General features: G+C 43.7%; 12 protein-coding genes. 7 read left to right on the forward strand and 5 right to left on the reverse strand.

Annotation, left to right across the window (positions count from 1 at the left end):
• Positions 1-17: 17 nt before the first annotated feature.
• Positions 18-5,546, reverse strand: coding sequence for an ATP-binding sensor histidine kinase (locus QUA24_RS09885; protein WP_333229229.1), 5,529 nt, complete (start codon positions 5,544-5,546; stop codon positions 18-20).
• Positions 5,547-5,919: 373 nt separating this feature from the next.
• Here QUA24_RS09885 and QUA24_RS09890 point away from each other — a divergent pair, with 373 nt between their 5' ends.
• Positions 5,920-6,801 carry a Cof-type HAD-IIB family hydrolase gene (locus QUA24_RS09890; RefSeq protein WP_333229231.1) on the forward strand — a complete coding sequence of 294 codons (882 nt, stop codon included), beginning with the start codon at positions 5,920-5,922 and terminating at the stop codon, positions 6,799-6,801.
• Positions 6,802-7,363: 562 nt separating this feature from the next.
• Here QUA24_RS09890 and QUA24_RS09895 read toward each other — a convergent pair.
• From QUA24_RS09895 to QUA24_RS09910, 4 genes are all read right to left on the reverse strand, one after another.
• Positions 7,364-8,254, reverse strand: a complete 891-nt coding sequence (locus tag QUA24_RS09895) for an alpha/beta fold hydrolase (protein WP_333229233.1) — start codon at positions 8,252-8,254, stop codon at positions 7,364-7,366.
• Positions 8,255-8,525: 271 nt separating this feature from the next.
• Positions 8,526-10,553 carry an adenylate/guanylate cyclase domain-containing protein gene (locus QUA24_RS09900; protein WP_333229235.1) on the reverse strand — a complete coding sequence of 676 codons (2,028 nt, stop codon included), beginning with the start codon at positions 10,551-10,553 and terminating at the stop codon, positions 8,526-8,528.
• The gene (locus QUA24_RS09905; protein WP_333229237.1) at positions 10,519-15,219 is read right to left on the reverse strand and encodes a response regulator; all 4,701 of its coding nucleotides are present in this window, start codon (positions 15,217-15,219) and stop codon (positions 10,519-10,521) included. Before QUA24_RS09905 ends, QUA24_RS09900 begins: the two co-directional genes overlap by 35 nt.
• Before the next feature lie 673 nt (positions 15,220-15,892).
• Entirely contained in the window at positions 15,893-16,402 is a 510-nt protein-coding gene (locus QUA24_RS09910; RefSeq protein ID WP_333229239.1) for a hypothetical protein, read from the reverse strand.
• 77 nt (positions 16,403-16,479) lie between these two features.
• Here QUA24_RS09910 and QUA24_RS09915 point away from each other — a divergent pair, with 77 nt between their 5' ends.
• The 6 genes from QUA24_RS09915 to QUA24_RS09940 all read left to right on the forward strand — a co-directional run bounded on the left by QUA24_RS09915 (position 16,480) and on the right by QUA24_RS09940 (position 21,587).
• The gene (locus tag QUA24_RS09915) at positions 16,480-17,397 is read left to right on the forward strand and encodes a histone deacetylase (protein WP_333229241.1); all 918 of its coding nucleotides are present in this window, start codon (positions 16,480-16,482) and stop codon (positions 17,395-17,397) included.
• Between the two features lie 174 nt (positions 17,398-17,571).
• Entirely contained in the window at positions 17,572-17,793 is a 222-nt protein-coding gene (locus QUA24_RS09920) for a hypothetical protein (protein ID WP_333209832.1), read from the forward strand.
• Between the two features lie 86 nt (positions 17,794-17,879).
• Positions 17,880-18,926, forward strand: coding sequence for a glycosyltransferase (locus tag QUA24_RS09925; protein WP_333229243.1), 1,047 nt, complete (start codon positions 17,880-17,882; stop codon positions 18,924-18,926).
• Between the two features lie 214 nt (positions 18,927-19,140).
• The gene (locus QUA24_RS09930) at positions 19,141-20,151 is read left to right on the forward strand and encodes a glycosyltransferase family 2 protein (protein ID WP_333229245.1); all 1,011 of its coding nucleotides are present in this window, start codon (positions 19,141-19,143) and stop codon (positions 20,149-20,151) included.
• A gap of 195 nt (positions 20,152-20,346) precedes the next feature.
• A complete protein-coding gene (locus QUA24_RS09935) occupies positions 20,347-20,928 on the forward strand; it encodes a serine acetyltransferase (RefSeq protein WP_333229247.1) in 582 nt (193 codons plus the stop codon).
• 137 nt (positions 20,929-21,065) lie between these two features.
• Positions 21,066-21,587 carry a serine acetyltransferase gene (locus QUA24_RS09940; protein WP_333229249.1) on the forward strand — a complete coding sequence of 174 codons (522 nt, stop codon included), beginning with the start codon at positions 21,066-21,068 and terminating at the stop codon, positions 21,585-21,587.
• Positions 21,588-21,653 lie beyond the last annotated feature (66 nt).

Raw genomic sequence — 21,653 nt, forward strand, 5'->3', positions numbered from 1 at the left:
TGTTGGCGGTCTAATAACTAACTGCTCATTTTAGCGGGAAATTCAATCATAAATCTTGTGCCTTTACTTACTTGACTTGTGCAGCTAATTGTGCCTTTTAGTTTTTGAGTAACAAGGTTATAAATAATGTGCAGTCCCAATCCCGTGCCTCCCTGACCTCTTTTGGTGGTAAAAAACGGTTCAAAAATTTTACTGAGATTTTCTGGGTCAATTCCTTTGCCGTTATCGGCATATTCAAATATTAGCCGATCGCCCTCTAGTTTGAAATCAAAAGCCAGAACTCCTTCCTCTTCTCCATCGTAGGCGTGAAGTAGGGAATTCAACACCAGATTTGTCACAATTTGACACACTACGCCGGGGTAACTGTCCACGACAATATTTTCATCACACTTAATCTCTATTTTGTGCTTAGTTTTTTTTAGTTTAACTGTTAAGGATGTCAAAATTTCCTCTAGATAGTCTTTAATATTAAACGTGCGTTTTAACTCGCTCGACTGATCTACAGCTACTTCTTTAAAACTGTGAATCAAGTCTGCTGCCCGCGTGAGGTTAGATAAGATCATATTACTGCTTTGCACGGCGGTATCCAGAAACTTTTCTAACTCGGAACGTTTTATTTGGCCGTTAGTGTAAACCTCAAAAAACTTTGTGGCTTTTTCAGCAAGCAACGAGGCGGCGGTGATACCGATGCCGATGGGAGTATTGATTTCGTGGGCAACACCTGCAACCAACCCTCCAAGGGCAGCCATTTTTTCCGATTCTACCAGTTTATTTTGAGCCGATTTTAAGTCTTCTAAAGTTTGGGAGAGCTCGGAGGTACGCTGCTGTACTAAATTTTCGAGATTCTGATTGAATTCGTGCAAGTTGGCGTAAAGTTGGGCATTTTCAATGGAGATAGAAATTTGAGAAGACAGCAGTTTTAATATTTCTAACCTGTCTTGTGTAAAAGCGCCTGTAGTCAGATTGTTTTCTAAATATAGAATGCCAGTGAGTTGGTTTTGATTAATTAAGGGAGTACAAAGAATTGATTTAGGTTGAGCTGCCATTATATAGGGTGTACGAGTAAATTGTCCTTCGCGGGTGGCATCGTTTAAAACTATACTTTCGTGGGTGCGGGCGACGTAATTCACAACTGCAACTGCCAGCAAAGTTACTTCTCGATCGTCGGGTACAAAATCTATCGAAATTGATTGCATGACAGTAACGCGATCGACATCTACAGAGCCTGATGCTTCAATCACCCATTGACCCTCTTTTTCTAGTATTAAAAATCCTCTTTGCCCCCCAGCATTTTCAATAACAATTTTCATCATTTTTGCCAGCAGTTTGTCGAGAACTATTTCGCCGGCTAAGGTTTGCGATGCTTTAACTGCTGTGGTCAAGTCTAGCACGCCTGCACTGTCGTTCGTAGTGGAAGCGCTGCTGGTAGATTTGTGAGTTTCAATATTAGTTGAAATCGAGCCTGAAGTTAGCAAGTGCGAGTATTTGGATTCTAAATGCGCTGCTTTAGCTGTTGCTCCCCAGCGCTGATAGCAATAACGCGCTTCTGTCAAGTAAGTTTTAGAATTTTTTTCTCGTCCTATCGATAGATAAAATGCTCCTGCCAATTCTGCTGCTAGTGCTTGTACTTGTATGTATCCGTTTTCTTCGGCTCCTTCAATTGCGCGATCGTAATATTCCATTGCTCTCACCACATTACCCAAAACGCGCGCTTTTTCTGCCGTGAGTAAGTCGCATTTATGCTGAAGATTCATGGGCGCATAAAGCGCTTTTTGTTGCAATTTCTTTCGGTTACTGACAGCGTAAAAAATATGCTCTTCTTGTTCCTCATCTGTTGCAGATGGATAGGCTGCTAGGCGAGCTAGAGAATCGTAAAACTGGTATTCAGAAACATTAATAAAGCCTGCAACTCCGTCTAAATATACTTCGGCTTGCGCTGCATTTTCTAGCGCTGTAGCGGTATCTCCAAATAAATACGCTAGTATTAATTTTTGCAAATAAAAGTGCTGTAGTCCCACCCTATCGTTAGCTTTCAACAGCAGCGACAACAATTTTTCTTCGCTGTATGCTTCACCTAATACAAGGTGTGGATTTTCCAATTTTCCCATCAATTGCAAAATAGTTTGCCGATATATTTGATTCCAAGTTAATACAGTTTCTTGCTTGAGTTGAAACAGCAAATGGTTGTAACTTACCATTCTCCGTTCCAGTTGTGGCAATTCTTGACCGATGAAATACAAAGACTGACAAATATTTACGGCTGAATATCCGACACATTCTAAATCCCCATTTTCTAGCGCACTTTGATAGGCGTCCTCTAATAGTAGCAATGAGTCTTTAACGTGATGCTTGCCGTTCATCAAAATAAATGCTACTAAATTAAGCGTTTTGCTTTTGAATTCTAACGCACTTAATCTCTCGCTCAAATTTAAAGCTAATTGACCGAAGCGATCGCCCGACTCAATATCTCTAACTATTCCTTTTAAAATTGCTCCGTAATTAGCATAACCGAAGGCAGAAAAAGTAGAGTTTCCGTAATTAATAGATAAATTAACTTGCTCGCACACAATCAGGGGCAGCAGCACAGGTTCAACTATAAATGTAGCTGAGAACATACTGGAAAGCACGCGCATAGTTGCTAATTTGTGCGGATTTGTCATAATCGGCAAGTCAATTAAATCTTCTATTTGTTTTTCGGTTAAATAAGCGGCAGTTTTAGCCATTGCTTGCTGAATGTGGAGGGGAATCGGCGATTCGGGAAAGTTGATTCCTAACATTTTTAGTGCTTCCCGACCAATTTTTACCGATTCTTGGAGTTTGGTTTGCATCGCACAAGCTATGATTCTGATTTCAAACACTTTGATTTTGTCTAGTTCATTTGTTGCGTGTTGCAGGACAATTATCGCCCATTTTTCCATTGGTTCAAAGTCGGTATTCAGGTAAGCAGCTTCTGCTGCTGACTCGTAGAGTGCCAGAGTTAAGTCGTAGTCAGTTTGCCAACTTTCGAGAGAAAGCAGTTCAATACCTGCGGTTAAATATTTGAGGGCAAGTTCGTAAGCTGCACTTGCTTTTGCTTTGCGGCCTGCAATTAAATTTAACTGGCATAATTGAAATTTTTCTAATTGACTGCTGATGATTCCTTTGGCAAAATTTAGTTGGTTTACAGTATCAAAAATATGCTCTTCTAATTGCTCTGGCGGTGCATTTTCGAGTAAAAAGTTGCCTATCTTTAGATGGATTTCTTGTTTTTGATAATCGGATATTAAAGCATACGCTGCCTGCTGCACTCGCTCGTGCAAAAATTTGTAAGTTGCGCTAGGAACATCAGATACTGGTAGGGAAATTTTCTCGCTAAAATCTCTAGATATTGTGTCTGTTACTTCTGTACTTGCTGCTAGTGCGATCGGAATTTTGTAGGCGTTATTCACGAGCAAAATCAGACCGGACTTAAGTGCCTCACCGAGGTCTGTTGCTGCGATCGCCAGAGGTTTTTCGGCGATTTTCGAGAGAGTTTTTAAATCAAATTTGTTCCCGATACAAGCGGCTAATTTAAGCAGTTCCTGGGTATTCTCTGAAAGTTTCTGAATGTTATCTATCATTAATTCTACAACATTGTCAGTTATTCCAATTTCTTGTATTTGTTCGATATCCCACTGCCATTCGCCTGTGATATGGCATTTTTTCACAATTTGCTCTGATATTGGTTGCGCTAATCCCGACAGGTTAGGTTCAGCTAGATCGATCACATTATTGGAGGGTAAAAGTTTAAACTTAATCAAACTTTTTGAGTAAATAAATTTTATTAATTGAGTTAAAAAGAATGGATTGCCAGCGGTTTTTCGCCAAAGCAATTCTGCTAAACTTAGGGATTTTTCTGGGGCGCAGTTCAAAGTATCGGCAACGAATTGGTTGACACTGCTTATATCTAAAGGCGAAAGGGCGATCGCCCTTACAGTGCCACCTGCTTTTTTAATGGCTTCGGCGGTCAGCATTAGGGGATGATTTGCATCTACTTCCTGCTCTCTATAAGCTCCAATTATTAATAAATATTGAGTGCCTAGGTCAGTTGCTAGCAGTTCTATTAACTTGAGAGAGGCGGAATCGACCCACTGCAAGTCGTCCAGGAAAATTACTAGCGGGTGTTCTTTTTGAGCAAAAACGCGGATGAAGTTTTGAAATACTAAATTAAAGCGATTTTGAGATTCATTTGCTCCTAAATCTGGGACGGGGGGCTGCGGCCCAACAATCAGTTCTAATTCTGGAATAGCTTCAATAATTACTTGGCAGTTGCCGCCGAGTGCTTTTAAAATTTTTTGTTTCCAAACATGGATTTCGGCAGTATTTTCTGTGAAAATTTGCCGCAACAACTCTTGAAAAGCTTGGAGCAAAAAAGCGTAGGGAATATCGCGCTTAAATTGCTCAAATTTGCTGTCAATAAAATACCCGTTTTCCAGCCGAATCGGCTTGTAAACTTCATATACTAACGACGATTTGCCCACACCTGCTGAACCCGAAATCAGCACGATTTCTGTATTGCCCCGCCTCATCCGCTGGAAGATACTGAGAAGCATATTAATTTCTGCTTCTCGCCCGTAAAATTTTTGGGAAATTTGCAGGTGATTTGACTGATCTTGCTCGCCGAGGGTTATGTGGGAAATTTCGCCGGTAGTTTGCAGTTGAACGAGACAATTTTCCAAGTCGTACAAAAGTCCGAAAGCACTTTGATACCTGTCTTCGGCTGTTTTTGCTAAGAGTTTTATGACGATATCGGAAACGACTTGAGGAATCTCTTTTGTTCCTACTTGATTGATTCTGCTTTTGATACTTCTACTTTCTACTTTTTGCTTTCTGTTTTCCCAAGGAGAGACTGGCGTTTTGGCAATATGACCGTGTACTAATTCCATGGGATCGATCGCCTGAAAAGGCAATTCGCCACAAAGCATTTCATAAAATGTGACGCCTAAAGAGTAAAAATCGGTGCGGTAATCGATCACCCGATTCATGCGTCCCGTTTGTTCAGGAGACATATAGGCGAGAGTGCCTTCGAGTAAATGGGGATGGCTGGGGGCGGGGTTTTCGCCCGGTAGCAGCGAGGCGATCGCAAAATCAGCAATCTTGACATCTCCTGTCTCGATATTGACAATAATATTGCTGGGTTTAATATCCTTATGGATGATGTGGTGTTCGTGGAGTTGCCCAATAGTTTCTGCTAGTTTGATGGCAATATGCAGAAATTGTTGTAATTCTAGCTGGTTATTGCTGAGAAAGTCTTTAAGGGAAATACCACCAAAATCTTCTAAAACTAAAACCGGAAAGTGATTGTATGTTTCTATTTTATAAAGCTTGACTATTCCGGGGAAATTCAAATTTTTAAGAATTTCAGATTCGTGTAGCAGTTGAGATATTTGCGCTGGGCTAGGATATGGCGGCGTGAGAGTTTTGAGGATAACGGGTTTTTGTTCCTCAATCTGCTGACCTCGATAAATAACTGTGTGAGAGTTTGTATAAAGTTCTCCGTCAATGCGGTATCCCGGAATAGAAATCATGATAGTTGGGGGTAATTTCAAAGATGCGGTTATACAATTTTAGATTTTAGATTTGAGATTTTAGATTGGGAATGATTGATGATATAAGGGTTTGGATCGTGCGCTGAGAGTTGCATTCTTTTTGACCACAAGTATTATTAAGTGAGTGGAAATACACATCGTCTGTCGAGTGCGGTTTTTACGGCAGTAAACTGGCTACTATTCTATAGCTTAGCTAAATCCATCCCTCAAGAGTCCTCCTAGATACTTTTTTTGTCCGTTATTTAGTTATCTATATTTTAGTCTTCAAAAAATTAGAAGTCGCACTTTGCTATCCCGCCAGTGCCAAAATAAACGGGTGCGTGCAAATCAACAGCTAAAATCTAAAAAAATCATGCAGAATATAACTGCCTCAAATCCAGCTAATGCGACCGATCGCGCTTTTGGCACCGCAGACATTCAATTGCTGGTAGTGGATATAGACGGCACGATCGCAGGTTTGTCAAATACCATCCGAGAACCCGTCAAGCAGGCAATTTTGGCTGCCGAGTCGCGGGGAGTGAAAGTAGCCGTCGCTACGGGCAGGATGTACCGCTCAGCTTTGCGTTTTCACCGCGACATCGGGTCAACATTGCCACTGATTTGCTACCAGGGCGCATGGATTCAAGATCACGCTACTCAAAAACGGCTGCGACACTTGCCGCTGTCGAAACAAACTGCTCTGCAACTGTTAGATCATTTTGAAGAAGCGCATTTGCGATCGCTGCTTTCGATCCATTTCTACATTGACGACCAACTTTACGTGCCGGAAATTACCGCAGCTACCCGAATTTATGCCGAACGATCGGGCATTGAACCAATTGTGATTAAAGATTTGCGGCGAGATATTCCGGGGGAACCGACGAAAGTTTTGGCTTTGTGCGAGAATCCAGGGGTACTCGACGGCTTGCTCAGCAGTATGCGGCAGCGCTACACGCCTGCGGAGCTTTATTTGACTCAATCGGTTGCTACTTTTTTTGAAGCTACGCATCCTTCGGCGAATAAGGGAGATGCGGTGCAGTATTTAGCGGAGGAACTTTTGGGTTTACAGGCGGCGAATGTGATGGCGATCGGCGACAATTTTAATGATGTGGAAATGATTGCCTATGCGGGTGTGGGCGTGGCGATGGGCAATGCTCCTGATGGCGTGAAGGCTGCTGCTGATTGGGTGGCGCCGGATGTGGAGGAAGATGGGGTGGTGGCTGCGATCGAACAATTTGTTTTGGGCGATCGTTGATATTTGTAGCACAAATACCGCAGGGGCGGGTTTAGCGGCGACATTTGAAAAAAATGTATATCAACCCGCCCCGACCCAGCGACAATTTATTATTATATAACTGTCTAGTTTTGACTTCTATGCAATCAAATTTTGATGATCTAAAAAGATCCACATTTTCAGATTTTTCCCGATCAAGTGGAGTCAATTACTTTTTTTGCAACATCAGAATATTTATTTAACGAACCGCGAAGACGCTAAGAACGAGAAGGAAGAATGGAAGAAAGCGGGGCGGGCTTACAGATATTCTGGATGTAAATTATAGATAATTTAAAACTCTTAAAAATGCCTTGCAACAGAAAAAGCACCGACGACTGGCCGTGTTTCGTCTCGGTGCTTCTTCTGGTTCGCTCCTCACACGTCCATCAATATAGCTGACTCAGTAAATTGTGTCAATACTTTTTACAAAAATTGTTTTTTGAGTCGGCTGCTGCCGGGGTGTCGGTGCGGTGGAGCAAGGCAAAACTCCTGCACTGCAAGGGTTTGACTCGATCGCCCCAGGGTTGGGTTGAGCAGAAAAATTTTACTTCAATTCCAGCAGCCAGTCCAAAATCAGAGCGTTGACTTCACTCGGCCGCTCGTCGTGGGGACAGTGGCCTGTGTTGGGAATTGAAACAAATTTCACTGGTTTATCGTTGCCGGCCAATTGTTGATAAATCTGGCTGCCGGCGATGGGCGTCCAGGGGTCATCTGCGCCCCAAAGTACCAATAACGGACGATCGACTTTGGGCAGCAATTCTGAGGGTTGAGGGCCTGGAGGGGCTGTGAGAATCGAGGCGAACACTTGTTGAGCTCCGGGCTCGCAGGAGGGGGCGTGCAGGAGTTCTACGAGTTCGTCAGTGATGGCTTCGCGGTTCCCGTAGACTTGGCGCAGGGTGTTGCGGATGCGGTGTTTTTGGCGGATGTTGTTGAATACAAAGGGGCCGATCAGGGGCGATCGAACTAATTTAGTAAAAGTCCCCATCACTACTCGCAGCGGGAAATTCAGTTCGTCTGGCCGATGGTTGAGCCCGCCAGCACAGTTGATTAAGACACCGCCGGCTGATATTTCTGGATGGTTGGCGACTACCATCAAACTCAGCAAAGCGCCGATCGAATTCCCGACAAATACCGCCGGTTCTAGTACCAGATCCGCCCAGAAATCAGTCAGCAATTCTTCCCACAATTCCAGAGTGTAATCTAGGGCTGGCTTGGCGGAAGCACCAAATCCCAGCAAGTCCAGCGCAAATACACGATAGCCGCCGGCCGCGAGTACGGGGATATTTTGCCTCCAATGTCCGATCGAAGCCCCAAATCCGTGAATCAAGATCAGAGGGCGGCCTGTTCCTTGGACGGTATATTGGATTTTGTGACCTTTCCAAGTCCAAATTAGCTTTTCAAAACTTGTTGCAGATACTAATTGTTGTGCAGTCACGGCTATTATGTAAAGTTTCGTTAACTACTTTCATCATAGCAGTAGTCAGTAGTCAGTAGTCAGTAGTCAGTAGTCATGAATTATTGGTTATGTGTTATTGGTTATGTGTTATTGGTTATGTGTTATTGGTTATGTGTTATTGGTTATTGGTTATTTGTTATTGGTTATTTGTTGTAATGCCCAATGCCCAATGCCCAATGCCCAATGCCCAATGCCCCATGCCCCATGCCCCATGCCCCATTCCCCATTCCCAATTCCCAATTCCCAATTTTTACTTTTTTCCTAGCAACCAATAAGTCATCATATCCCCCTTACCTTTTACCGGAATGACGCCTCGCCTCTCAAACAAATATTTATCTTTCAAAAGCTCATAAGTAACATCAGTAACTTGAATTCTGCCGGCAAAACCCGTAGCTTCCATCCTCGCCGCTACATTCACCGTATCTCCCCACAAATCATAAGTAAACTTGCTCACACCAATTACTCCCGCAACCACCGGCCCGGAATTGATGCCAACGCGAATTGCCAGTTTTTCCCCTGTCTCAGCGCACAACTTTGCTATTTTTGCCTGCATTCCCAGGGCCATTTGGGCGATCGCCTCGGCGTGATCCTGTCTCGGTGTAGGCAATCCCCCGACTACCATGTAAGCATCGCCAATAGTCTTAATTTTCTCCACACCGTACTTTTCAGCTAACTGGTCGAAGTGCGAAAAAATTACGTTCAAGCGCTTGACCAACTCGGTGGGAGACATTCTAGCTGATAACTCAGTAAAGCCAACAATATCAGCAAATAAAACACTTACTTGGGCAAAACTGTCGGCGATCGTGCTTTGCTCTGCCTTCAAGCGTTCTGCGATTGGTTTGGGTAAAATATTTAACAGCAACTTCTCGCTTTGTTCTTGTTGAACTTTTAGCGCTTCTTGCGCTAATTTGCGCTCGGTAATGTCAGAAACAGTACCCTCATAGTAGAGCAGCTCACCTGTTGAATCTCGAACAGCCCGAACATTTTCTGACACCCAAATCCGGCGCCCGTCTTTGCGACATACCATAGATTCAAATCCAGAAACGGCATTTTCATTATCCATAGCAGCCACAAATTCTAGGCGGCGTTCTGGGTCAATGTAAAGTTGCTGAGCAATATTTTTAATCTCGGACATCAGTTCTTCTGGCGAGTCGTAACCGTACAATTTTGCCAAAGCTGGATTAGCGCTGAGATAGCCTCCTGAAGGCGTGCTTTGAAAAATTCCTTCCATCGCATTTTGTACAATGCTGTGATATTTTTCTTGAGCGATACGCAGCAATTCTTCTGCTTGTTTGCGCTGAATCAAAGAACCTAATTGAGTGCCTACCGCATTAAAAACGTCTATAAATCGTGCGTCTTTCCCACCAGAAGAAATTTTAAAGAAAACTAGCACTGCCAATACTTCATCGCCTACCAAAATCGGCACGCCAAAACCCGCTTTGAATCCGAGCTCTAGTGCTATCTGACTTCGGAAAAAATGCGGGTAGCCCTTGGAAATATCTTCTACCCATTCCGGTTGCTTGGATGCCCAAACTCGTCCCGGCAGCCCTATATTCCGGGCAAATGTCAGTTGTTGGCTTTGGGTGCGGAACGATTCCATGCTGGGGTTGCTCGCATACCAGCCGCGGGCAGATTGCAGCACAGTTCCTTCTGCATGGGGAATCCAAGCTTCTCCTACATCCCATCCGATTGTTTCCCCAACTTGGTGCAAAATTACTTCTAAAGCTGAGTGAAAGTCTACAGCTTCGCCGATCGCCCGCGTAGTTTCCAGCAAAAACCGGATTGATTCTTCAGCCCGCTGCCGTTCTGCAATTTCTTCCTGCAATCTAGAATTGCGATCGTGCAGTTCCCTAGCTTGCAGTTGCAGTTTGGATTGCAACGAACGAAGAGAAAGTTGGTTTTGGACGCGGGCTAAGACTTCTTCTACTTGAAACGGTTTAGTAATATAATCCACTCCTCCTACTTGAAAAGCTTTAACTTTTTCCAGCACGTCATCTAGCGCACTAATAAAAATTACCGGAATATCTTTAGTTCTTTCGCTTAACTTTAACTGCTCACAAACTTCATAGCCGTTCATTTGCGGCATATTAATATCTAGTAAAATTAGATCGGGAGGAGATATTTGTGCCCCTTGCAAAGCCAAGTGTCCGTTAATAGCCTTCCTGACATGATACCCGTGAGATGTCAGCATAGTGGATAAAAGTCGCAAATTATCCGGCATATCGTCAACTATTAGAATGTCTTTAGGAGTCGCTGGTAAGGGATGGTCGTTCATCATAATATAATTGAGTTAAATCGATAATGATATCTATCCGAAAATTATCGACTAAATCTGTTAAAGCGTTAGCGAGATTTGCCTCAGTTTCGGGAATTTCCTCGATCAGTTCGAGGATGCGGTTGTCGTCAACACAAAGTGCTGCTTGGTGCAACTCGACCACCCAGTCTGTGGGCATTACGCTCAAATCCTCGGTGGTCAAACTTTTAAGCAGCGTCGGTGTTGAAAAAGAAGTAGATAAGTTTTCTTTCTCATAAATATAACGCAGGTTGAGATGATCCGCTATCTTTTCAAAGAGTACCTCTTCCCGAAATGGTTTACATATCAAATCGTTACAACCAGCAGATAAAATTATTTGTCGCTGCTCATCAAAAGCACTGGCAGTCAAAGCAATAATTATTGTTTCTTTACCTTGTAGAGTTTTCTTAATCTGTCTTGTCGCTTCATACCCATCCATCACGGGCATCAGCATATCCATTAAGATCATGTGTGGCTTCCAAGTTGAATGCAAAGCAATTGCTTCTTGACCGTTAGTTGCTTCGCGGACTTCAAATCCCAGGGGTACCAGCAGCTTAAGCAGCAGTTGTCGATTTTCCGCTACATCTTCAACTATTAGTATCCGATAAGTATCTTGTCCGGCTTCTAAAGCAATAACTTGTTTAATCGGCGGTTTTTCTTGTTCATCACTTTCTGTTACTAGGTTAACGCAGATATTAAAGCTAAAAATTGTGCCTTGGTCGAGTTTACTCGCAACAGCAATATCACCTCCCATAATTCGGACAAACTGTTGGCTAATCGGCAACCCCAGACCAGTTCCCTGCATGGATTTTCGACCAGTTTCGGTTTGTACAAATGGCTTAAATAATGTGGAAATTTCTGAGGGAGAAATGCCGGGTCCCGTGTCTGCAATTTCAAAACACAATTGGGATTTTTCTTCTTCTATGGCGTCTTTTTCAGATTTCCTGCTGACGCGCAAAGTAACGGTTCCCTGCTGAGTAAATTTAATCGCATTGCCGACCAGGTTAATTAAAACTTGCCGCAATTTAGCTTCGTCTGTTTGAATGTACAGCGGCAAATCCTCGGCATTTTCAAAGATTAGGTGCAAGCCTTTTGAGTTGGCTTTTAGTTGCAGCATTTCTTTGAGACTGTTGAGAAGGTTGTAGAGATTGAAGCGGCTGGGATTGATAGTAATTTGACCTGCTTCTATTTTGGACATTGACAAAACATCATTAATGAGCTCTAGCAAATGTTCGCCACTGCGGTTAATGATTTCTATGTATTCTTTTTGTTCTTCCGTGATAGAACTGTTGCGGGCCATGACTTGGGAAAAACCGAGAATGGCGTTGAGAGGTGTGCGGAGTTCGTGGCTCATGGAAGCTAGAAATTGGCTTTTGGCGCGGTTGGCAACTTCGGCGTTTTCTTTGGATTTAATCAGTTCCATGGACTGTCTTTGAGTGCGGGCGAGCAATTCCGCTTGCTGTAATGCTACTCCTAGCTGAGTACCTACATCAACTGCAACGTTGATTTCAGCTTCACTCCACTGGCGGGGAGCAGAATTTTGATAGGATGCTAGTAATCCCCAGAGCTTTTTACCAGAGAAAATTGGTACAATAATGTAGGATTTAGCTTGAAATTTTTCTAGCAAGTGGATGTAACAATTATCGAAACCTTGCTTGTAAATATCTGGGACACAAAGGTAAGTTTTACCTCGGCTGTAGGCTCCGCCTTGGGTTTGTTGCAAATAAGTATCGTGGACTTCTGGTGAGATACTATCTAATTTTTGGACGAGGCAAAGTTCGCTGTCTAAAGCACCTTCAGTAAGGTTAGAATCGGTATCCTGTGCTTGGATGAAAGAAACCCACTTACGGTCAAGGGATTCGGCTACAAATTCGCCACTCCAGTCTGGATTGAAACGGTAAATAGCGACTCGATCGCACTTCATGGTTTGGCGCAATTCTCGGGTTGTGGCGTGAAAAATTTCTCGGATATCTAAAGTCTGCCGCATTCTTTCAATGATGCGGGCGATCGCTCTTTGTCGTAAAGCACTTTCTTGCAGTTCGGTTTCTGCTTGCTTGCGTTCGGTAATATCTACAGCCATTAAAGCAATGCCGATCGCTGTACCGTTATCGTCAATTAGCTGAGTATTGTACCACTCGCAGATGATAATTCTGCCGTCTTTGGTCAGATTTTCGGTAGTGCCGCTGGATTTGGCATTCAAGTCATGATTGAAAATCTCAGATAATTGCGGGTGGTAGCTTTCAGGTACGATCAAATCGGAGGCGACTCGACCAATCGCTTCTTGCTCACTGTAGCCAAAAATAGCCACGGCTGCGGGATTCCAAGTGATAATTTCTAAATTGAGGTTTAACTCGATAATTGCGATCGGCGTTTGCTGCAATAAAAATGAGATTCTTTGCTGGGATGCTAGCAGTTTTTCTTGGGCTAATTTGCGGTCTGTTATGTCATTAGCAGTTCCGAGAATTTGTTTGGGTTTATCATCGACTGTTCTGAGAAATACTGTATCCCAACTGTGCATCCACCGCCATTCACCGTTTTTGTGTTTCATTCGGTATTGACATTCAATGACATCACCGTCTTTGGCTTTATCTACTTTTTGGATGCTTTCAAAAAAGTTTGGCAAATCGTCGGAGTGGATCAGAATTGGCATCATTGCTGTACCCATATCTTGTATTTCTTGGGCAGTGTAGCCGAGCAGCGTCGAAATTTGTCGGTTGGTATAAACATTCCGCTGTTCAATTACATCGTAAACGTACAATAGGTTGGGATTGGAATCGGCGATCGCTTGAATGAAGTGTTGGCTCTCTCTGAGTGCGGATTCTGTTTGTTTGCGAACGCTAATATCTCGCGCCACGATAATCACTGAATCTGCAGTCAGCGGCGAAACTTTAGCGTCGAGGCAAACGTCGCGCTCTCCGACTTTAAAGCTATATTCAACATTAATGCTTTGCTTAGTTTTTAGAGCTTGTTGGATGGCCTTTAACACTAAATCTGCTACAGGTTTAGGCAAGACTTCGTGAGCGGTTTTGTTAATCATTTCGCTGGGAGGTTTCACCAAATTTGTTGATGCTGTCGGGGCAATTTTGATGCAGCGCCCTTCTGCATTTCTCACTAAAACTGTGTCAGTCATCGCGGCAAAAATCGCCCGCAATTCTGTTTCCGATTCTTGCAGAGCTTGCTCGGCGCGGACACGGGTGCGAATTTCTGCTTGCAGCACTTTATTTTGCCGATCGAGCTGCTGAATTCGGTTTTTTTCTCGTTCGATCAGTTTAGTTTGAGCGATAGCGAGTCCTACTTGAGCCGCCACAGCTTCTAATAAGTCGATTTCCTCGGAAGTCCATTCCCGGTAGCGATCGCACTGGTGCAAACAGATAGCACCGTTTGCCCTGCCTTGGTAAGAAGTGCGAATTGCCAGCATCGATTTTAACCCAACCTTCTGGCAAATCGGTTGAACAGCTTGCAACAGAGGGTCTGAATAAACATTGTTGGAGGCGATCGCCAGATCTTGTATCATCATTTGTATGACGTGAGGATTGCCCCAAATTGGAACAGGTACGTTCCGAATAGATTCGCAATCGGGTTCGAGATACTCTGCCGCCAGAGGAATATCAACTTGAGGGCTAGTAACGTAAGTATGAATCAAACACCGATTGACGCAGAATGCCAGACCGATTTGAGTAGCAGCTATTTGAAATATTTGTTCTGGCTGCAAGCTGGAGCGAATTTCTTGAGTTATTTTTGCGATCAGCAATTCTCGCTGCACTTGCCGTTCTAAAGCAGCTTTAGCTCCAGCCATTTCTATTTCTGCGTGCTTGCGCTCGCTGATATCAAAAAGTACGCCATACCAAACAATATCGCCATTATCGCGCATTTCTGGCCGAGAATTAGATTCCAGCCATTTGAGTTTGCCCGACGGTGTAACAATCCGCCATTCACAGGCAAAAGGTTCTAAAGTTTGGGCGCTAGTAGCAATTTGTTTCACCAGATATTCTTGGTCATCTGGATGATTTTGATCGAAGCAAAAGTCGGGATTTTTTAATATTTCTTCACTTTCTAATTCGTAAATCTCCCGACAAGCATAACTAATATATTCAAACTTAAAACTTCCATCGGGCTTCTTGATAAATTGATAAAGAACTCCCGGTATATTGACCGCCAATTTCTGCAACCGCGCTTTGCTTTCCCGGAGTGATTGTTCTGTTCGCTTGCGGAATTCTACCTCTTGTTGCAGTTGGGCATTCTGCTGTTTTAATTGTTTTGATAGCTGTTGTATAGTCAATTGACTCTCGATCCGCACTAAAACTTCTTCCACTTGAAAAGGCTTAGTAATGTAGTCAACACCGCCGACTTCAAAAGCTTTAACTTTGTGAAAAATTTCCTCAAAAACACTCAAAAAGATAACCGGAATTTCTCTCGTTTTTTCGTTGGATTTAAGTCGAGCACATACTTCATATCCGTTCATTTTTGGCATAGCAATATCTAGCAAAATCAAGTCTGGGAGAACGGTTAAATTAGCATTGACCGCCATTTCTCCCGAAATCGCCCGCTGAACTTTATACCCTTCTTTCGTCAATATGTTTGATATAAACCGCAGATTGTGGGGCTGATCATCAATAATTAAAATGTGAATACTTTCTTTGTCAAATATCATTTTTTGTCGGGTTATGGTGATTTTTTTAGTAATAGCAGCAGATTGATGATTTAATAAATTTAGCGATTCCTTCCGATCCTAATTATTTATTAAACCTTTTCAAACTCAGCAAATAGAGGATTAACTTTAGATAGTAGCCATCAACTAACGCACCTTCTATTTTTTAAACTTATTGGTTGCTTGTCTTAAGTTTGCCACTCAAACTAACCTTACTTAACCACATTTTATTGTTCCCAAAAATCGCCTTATTTGCTGTACAAATTAAGTCTGCCAAAAAACCATAATTGCTTAGGCACTCCAGACCAAAGCAACCGGGTGTTTTAACTTTGTTCAATGGCTGCGACAAAGTATTTTGGTATAACCCGGTTGATGCGCCCATGACTGTTTTTTGCTTGACTTTAGGATTAAAACTCCCAGGAGGATAACGCAAGTTTCTGGACATTCTGCTGCCACATTCAAAGGGTTTTAGCCGAGATACACACCTGGACATACCACGAGGCGAAGAAACCGTTTTTTTTACTCTTGTCGCTGCAACAAAGTATGGCTCTGAAAAACCTCGGTTTTGACCCACCCGCTCATCAGTCTTAAGATATTTATAGGTAAATAAGAGTATAGATGCGATCCATCCATTGGCCCCCACAGCCTACCATATAAACTATTTTCTCTGTCTTTTCTATGCCAGCAATTCCTTAAGCTTAGCAATATTTTCATTGCTTAAGTAAATTTTAATTTCTAGTTCTTGGTCGGATTCCCACAGCAGCAGCAGATTATCTTCGCCCAAGGCGATTTCGGGATTGTTTAATTCAAGTGTTTGATATTTAACTTCGGGAATTCCTACGCGAATTACCAGTTCCGCTTCCAACTGAGGATAGATGTACAATTGCTGTTGCAAGTTGTCAAGTTCTAATTTGTCAACAGTGTTGTTACGTTGGACAGGAGAATCGGGTATGTACCAATATAGAGTTTCCTCCCGAATTTCAGGATTGACTATCACAAATGTTTCGTCAAAACGCTGGGGATGCCAGTGAATTTCGCTCAGACCGCCGATTTGCGGAATCAGTCGCTCTACCCAGCTAATTTCTTTCCCGTTCAGGTTTGCCCACCACTGACTAATATTATCGAGATTGTCAACATTTTCGGGGTCGGTGCTGCCGGACTGCCAGACTGTTTTTAGTTGTTGCATATACAGGTTCTCCAGCGAATTTTAATTTGAGATTGCAGGTGTTCAATTGGAGATTCATTCGTTATACAATAATTTTAATGGACTTACCAATTATTTACCACGAAGATTACGTTGCACCTCTGCCATCGGCTCACCGCTTCCCGATGGCAAAGTTTCGGATGCTTTACGAGATGCTGCTCGCGGACGGGGTAGCAGATAAATCGCAATTTCACGCTCCCGAACTTCCCCCTCAAGAATGGATTGAATTAGTCCACGACCACTCCTATGTTCAAGCTTACTGCAACGGGACGCTCGATAACAAAGCGACTCGGCGAATTGGTCTGCCTTGGAGTCGGGCTCTTGCTAATCGCACTTACACTGCGGTTGCAGGAACTGTACTAACTGCCAAGCTCGCTTTAGACTACGGTTTGGCTTGCAATACTGCGGGCGGAACTCATCACGCCTTCCCTGCTTTTGGGTCTGGTTTTTGTATTTTTAATGATTTGGCGATCGCCTCTCGCGTCTTACAAAAAAATGGTTTAGTTCGCAAAGTTTTAATTGTCGATTTAGATGTCCACCAAGGAGACGGAACCGCTGTAATTTTCCAAGATGACAGTAGCGTTTTTACTTTCTCGATGCACTGCGAAGTCAATTTTCCCGGCATCAAACAAAAGGGCGATTTAGATGTACCTTTGCCTGTAGGTATGGAGGACGACGAATATTTACAAACCTTGGATAAATTCCTACCAGATTTGCTGTCAAATGTCAAGCCAGATTTAGTTTTGTACGATGCTGGAGTAGACCCTCATCACGGTGACAAACTGGGAAAATTAGCTTTAACTGATACGGGCTTATTTCGCCGGGAAATGCAAGTTTTGATGGCGTGTTTGGCTGGTGGCTATCCCGTTGCCTGCGTGATTGGCGGGGGCTATTGCGATGACGCTAAGGGGTTAGTTTATCGGCATTCGCTGCTGCACCGAGCTGCCAGTCAAGCCTATAGGCAGTATCGACTTTGATCCAGAGGGGCGAGATTTAAAATTGACTTCAGTATTGTTTGGCGATATGATTCCGTGTTTAGGGTGTCAATTAATACTAAAAACTGGCTAAGCTGTTGTGCATTTAATTTGTATTTTGAGGGCGGGCTTTCGGGCCCAACCCTACTCCCCAAAAGGGGAAAAATTTATTTTACTATGCAATTTAAATGCGGATTAGCTGAAAGTGGTATTAAAATAGATATATCGCATTTAATTGTAGTGTATTTTATGAACTCCAACTCGTTAAATATCACAGAAGATGGAGACAAAGAACCAACTTTGATGCCCATAGACAAGCGCTACCTGCTAGTCCTCAACATCCCATTGTTCTGCGATTTCAAAGGCAGCAGGTATCTCGATTTAATGTGTGTGGGCTAAAGACATAACCCAACACTTCAAGTATTTGAAAAACTTCACGCTAGCATCTCCGTGCGTGCGAGAACCCCCCCGAAAATACAATAAAGGTGGATTCGGAAACATCATTTGCTGATGCTAAATTTATTGACCTTCCCTCCCCAAATAGCTTTGCCAAAGCAATATTGCTGCTGCCGGCAACGGTTGCCCAGCTTTGGGGCGCGATCGCATCTTCAGATATCGTACATAGTGCCGTAGCAGGCTGGCCGATTCCGATGGCATGGTTAGTGACGCCAATAGTCCTGATACAGCGGAAACCATACCTGCTCATAGTTGAGTCCGCACCGTGGCTGCTGCTGCCGGGAACCCCTGCCAGCATTAAAGCCAAAATTCAAGCTTACATATACGAAACATTGAATCGCTGGTGCATAAACAGCGCCGACTTGACAATCTTTACACAGGGAGAATATCAGCAAAGTTTATTAAAAAAACGACACAACAAAAGTCACATAATTCACGCTTCGTGGATAGATGAAGAAAATATCATTTCGGAAGCAGAGGCGACTAAAATATGGCAGGAAAAACTGTCAGCCTCGCCCAAACAACTAAAAATTCTATTTGCGGGCAGATTGGTTCCAGAGAAAGGCCTGTTAGTTCTCCTAGAAGCAATGAAAGTCTTGGAGGAGGAAAACATTCCCGTCAAGCTGGACATACTAGGTGAAGGCGAACTGTTAAGCAACTGCCAAGCAGCCAGCAAGGCAATGCAAAAATCGGTACAGATAGAAATTTTGGGAACTATTCCTTACGGCAGAGAATTCTTCGGCCGGCTGCAACAATATCATGCTGTTGTGGTTCCCAGTACCTCAGACGAACAGCCCAGAATAGCATACGATGCTTATTCCCAGGCCGTATCGGTACTGGCAAACAACACCGCCGGACTCCGCGACTGTATCGAAAACGTTATCACAGGCTTGATCGGTAATTGCAATGACCCAGTTGATTTAGCAAACTTGCTCAAACAGTCGGGAGAAAACTTGAACCTACTTCAAAATATGGGCATGGCAGGTCTGAAATATGCTCACCGCCTGACTCACGAAGAAATACACCGGCAGCGGTGGCAGCTTTTGTCAATTATGTTGGAGCAATCAAAAAAGTAAGTAGGTAGGCGCAAATAAACCGGGCTGTGTAACCGAATGTAAAGCTGCCAGAACCTTTGGGATTGCTTCGTTTCACGGAGTGACCCTCGCTTTTGACTACTTGTGTATTTTCCCACTCATGTACTTAGGCGATACCTGCACTCCGGGCGATCGCTCCAGCTTGCCAGATGGATACAACTTGAGCTAAAAAGTTGTTAAACCAACAACGGTACTTATGTCGAAGGCCAGCGAGTCCAATCACCCCTATCCACTGCTGGTTGTCATTGTTAACTACCGAACCTCTAGTTTGACAATAGACTGCTTGCGCTCTCTAGTTAGCGAAGTTCAATCGCTGCCCGGTATGCGAGTTGTAGTTGGCGACAATGCTTCAGGCGATCGCTCCGTCGAAGAAATTAGTAGTGCGATCGCCTCAGAAGGCTGGAATGAATGGGCATCCTTCCTTCCCCTAAACCGCAACGGCGGATTTGCCTTCGGCAACAACGCCCTGATCCGTCCCGCCCTCCAATCCACCAATCCTCCTCCTTACTTCCTGCTGCTCAACCCAGACACCATAGTTCGCCCCGGTGCCTTAAAAGCCCTCGTCGATTTCATGGAATCCCACCCCGAAGCCGGCATCGCCGGCAGCCGCTTGGAAGACCCCGACGGCACGCCCCAAGAGTCAGCTTTTCGGTTTCACAACCTCTTTACCGAACTCGATTTTGGTTGGCGGACAGGCTTTATATCCAAGTTATTAGCCAACTGGGCCGCAGCGCCTCCCATTTCTCAAAAAACCTGTCAAACTGATTGGGTAGCTGGAGCCAGCATGATCGTGCGTCGCGAAGTATTTGAAAAGATTGGCTTGATGGATGAAGCTTATTTCATGTACTGCGAAGAAATGGACTTTTGTCTGCAAGCGAACAAAGCTGGCTGGAGTTGCTGGTACGTACCCGAAAGTCGTGTTGTCCACTTAGTCGGCCAAAGCTCAGGCGTCACTGACACCAAAAAGCCCGCCAAGCGGCTGCCCACCTATTGGTTTGATTCCCGACGTAGGTACTTTATCAAAAACTACGGCTTGGTTTACACAGCATTAACTGATATATCCTGGGCTTCCGGTTTTGCAGCGTGGAGGGTTCGCCGCGTACTTCAAGGCAAACCCGATGGCGATCCACCAGAATTGCTGAGGGATTTTGTATTAAATAGTGTATTTTTTAAGGGGGGTAAGATTGAAAAATCCAAAAACTTTTAAAGGGAGTTGGTAAATCGGTAAAAGCTAACTAAACCAGGTTAACCTAGGCAAGCAAAATATTTTAGGATGCAGCCGAGAAATTAGTATTCTCGATCGATAAAACCGGATTGCTCCTTCCTCAGAAACCTGACAGACCCATTAATATCGTCGGCATCTAGCAATAGAGTAAACAAGAAATAGCGTGAATTAGAGCTTATGGTAACTGAGCAAAACTTAATCACCAGTGAAAATCAAGTAGAAAGCCCCGGCCTGGGATTGTGGCAGCAAATTAAAGAAGACTGGATTGCTCATGGTCGAGATTGGACAAAACCGGGATTTCGCGCCGTAGCAGTGCAGCGTTTTGGCGTCTGGAGAATGCAGGTAGAACCGAAATTACTGCGAGCTCCTTTGAGCATTATTTATCGAGCACTCTACCGAAAAGTCCGCAATAGTTACGGGATAGACTTGCCTTACACTGTGAAGCTCGGTCGTCGGGTGGTGATTGAACATCAAAATGCTATTATTATTCACGGATATTGTACGATCGGCGACGACTGTATTCTCCGTCAAGGTGTAACGTTGGGAAACCGCTATTTGGACAAACCGCTAGAATCCCCTCAATTGGGCGATCGGGTTAACGTCGGCGCTGGTGCAAAAATCCTCGGCAAGGTCAACCTAGGAGACGACGTAAATATCGGTGCCAATGCTGTAGTTTTATCAGATATTCCTGCAGGTCAAACTGCCGTTGGTATCCCTGCCAAAATTATCAAATCCCGGCCTGCTGAAAACAATGCTTAAATCATTTTCTTCCTTATAGATTCTGCTATCACTCTGCGGAGATTAAATAAATCTCCCTAGTCAAGTTAGAAATTACTTTTAAGGTAAACCACACAAATAGGCACAATTGTCTACATCATCAAAAATTTGGACAAACAATGGTTGAGTCAATCACTAAGTCAATCATTTCTGCTACAGAACCAGACTGGAGCCGCGAAAAACTTAGCAAGTGGTGGGAACCCAGTCGCCAACTGCTCAAATCTATCCGCAACTATCAAAAGTGGCAGCAGCAGGGTGGAATTGGAGGATATATTTTATGCCGTTGGAACGTGCTCCAGCATCGATTTTGGAGCGTTGTCACTGCAACAGACATCCCTTTGAACTGCCAAATACAAGGAGGACTGCTGCTGACTCATCCTAATGGCGTTGTCATTCATCCCAGTGCTTCCATTGGCCCTAACTGTCTGATTCTTCAGCAGGTGACAATTGTTGCTGATGTCAAAATCGGCGGTCATGTCGATATTGGTGCCGGAGCTAAAATTATTCGCTCCGTAACGATCGGCGATCATGCTTTGATTGGTGCCAATGCTGTGGTGATTTGTGATGTGCCACCCGGTGCAACCGCAGTGGGAATACCGGCAAAAATAATCGAAAAAAAAACCAGGAAGTCTGACAAATAATTTCTAAAAGTCGCAGAAAAATTATGAAATTAGCTGGACTTTTATTAAAATATAAAAGGAACTGCT

Source organism: Microcoleus sp. Pol12B5, assembly GCF_036701335.1.
Classification (GTDB): domain Bacteria; phylum Cyanobacteriota; class Cyanobacteriia; order Cyanobacteriales; family Microcoleaceae; genus Microcoleus.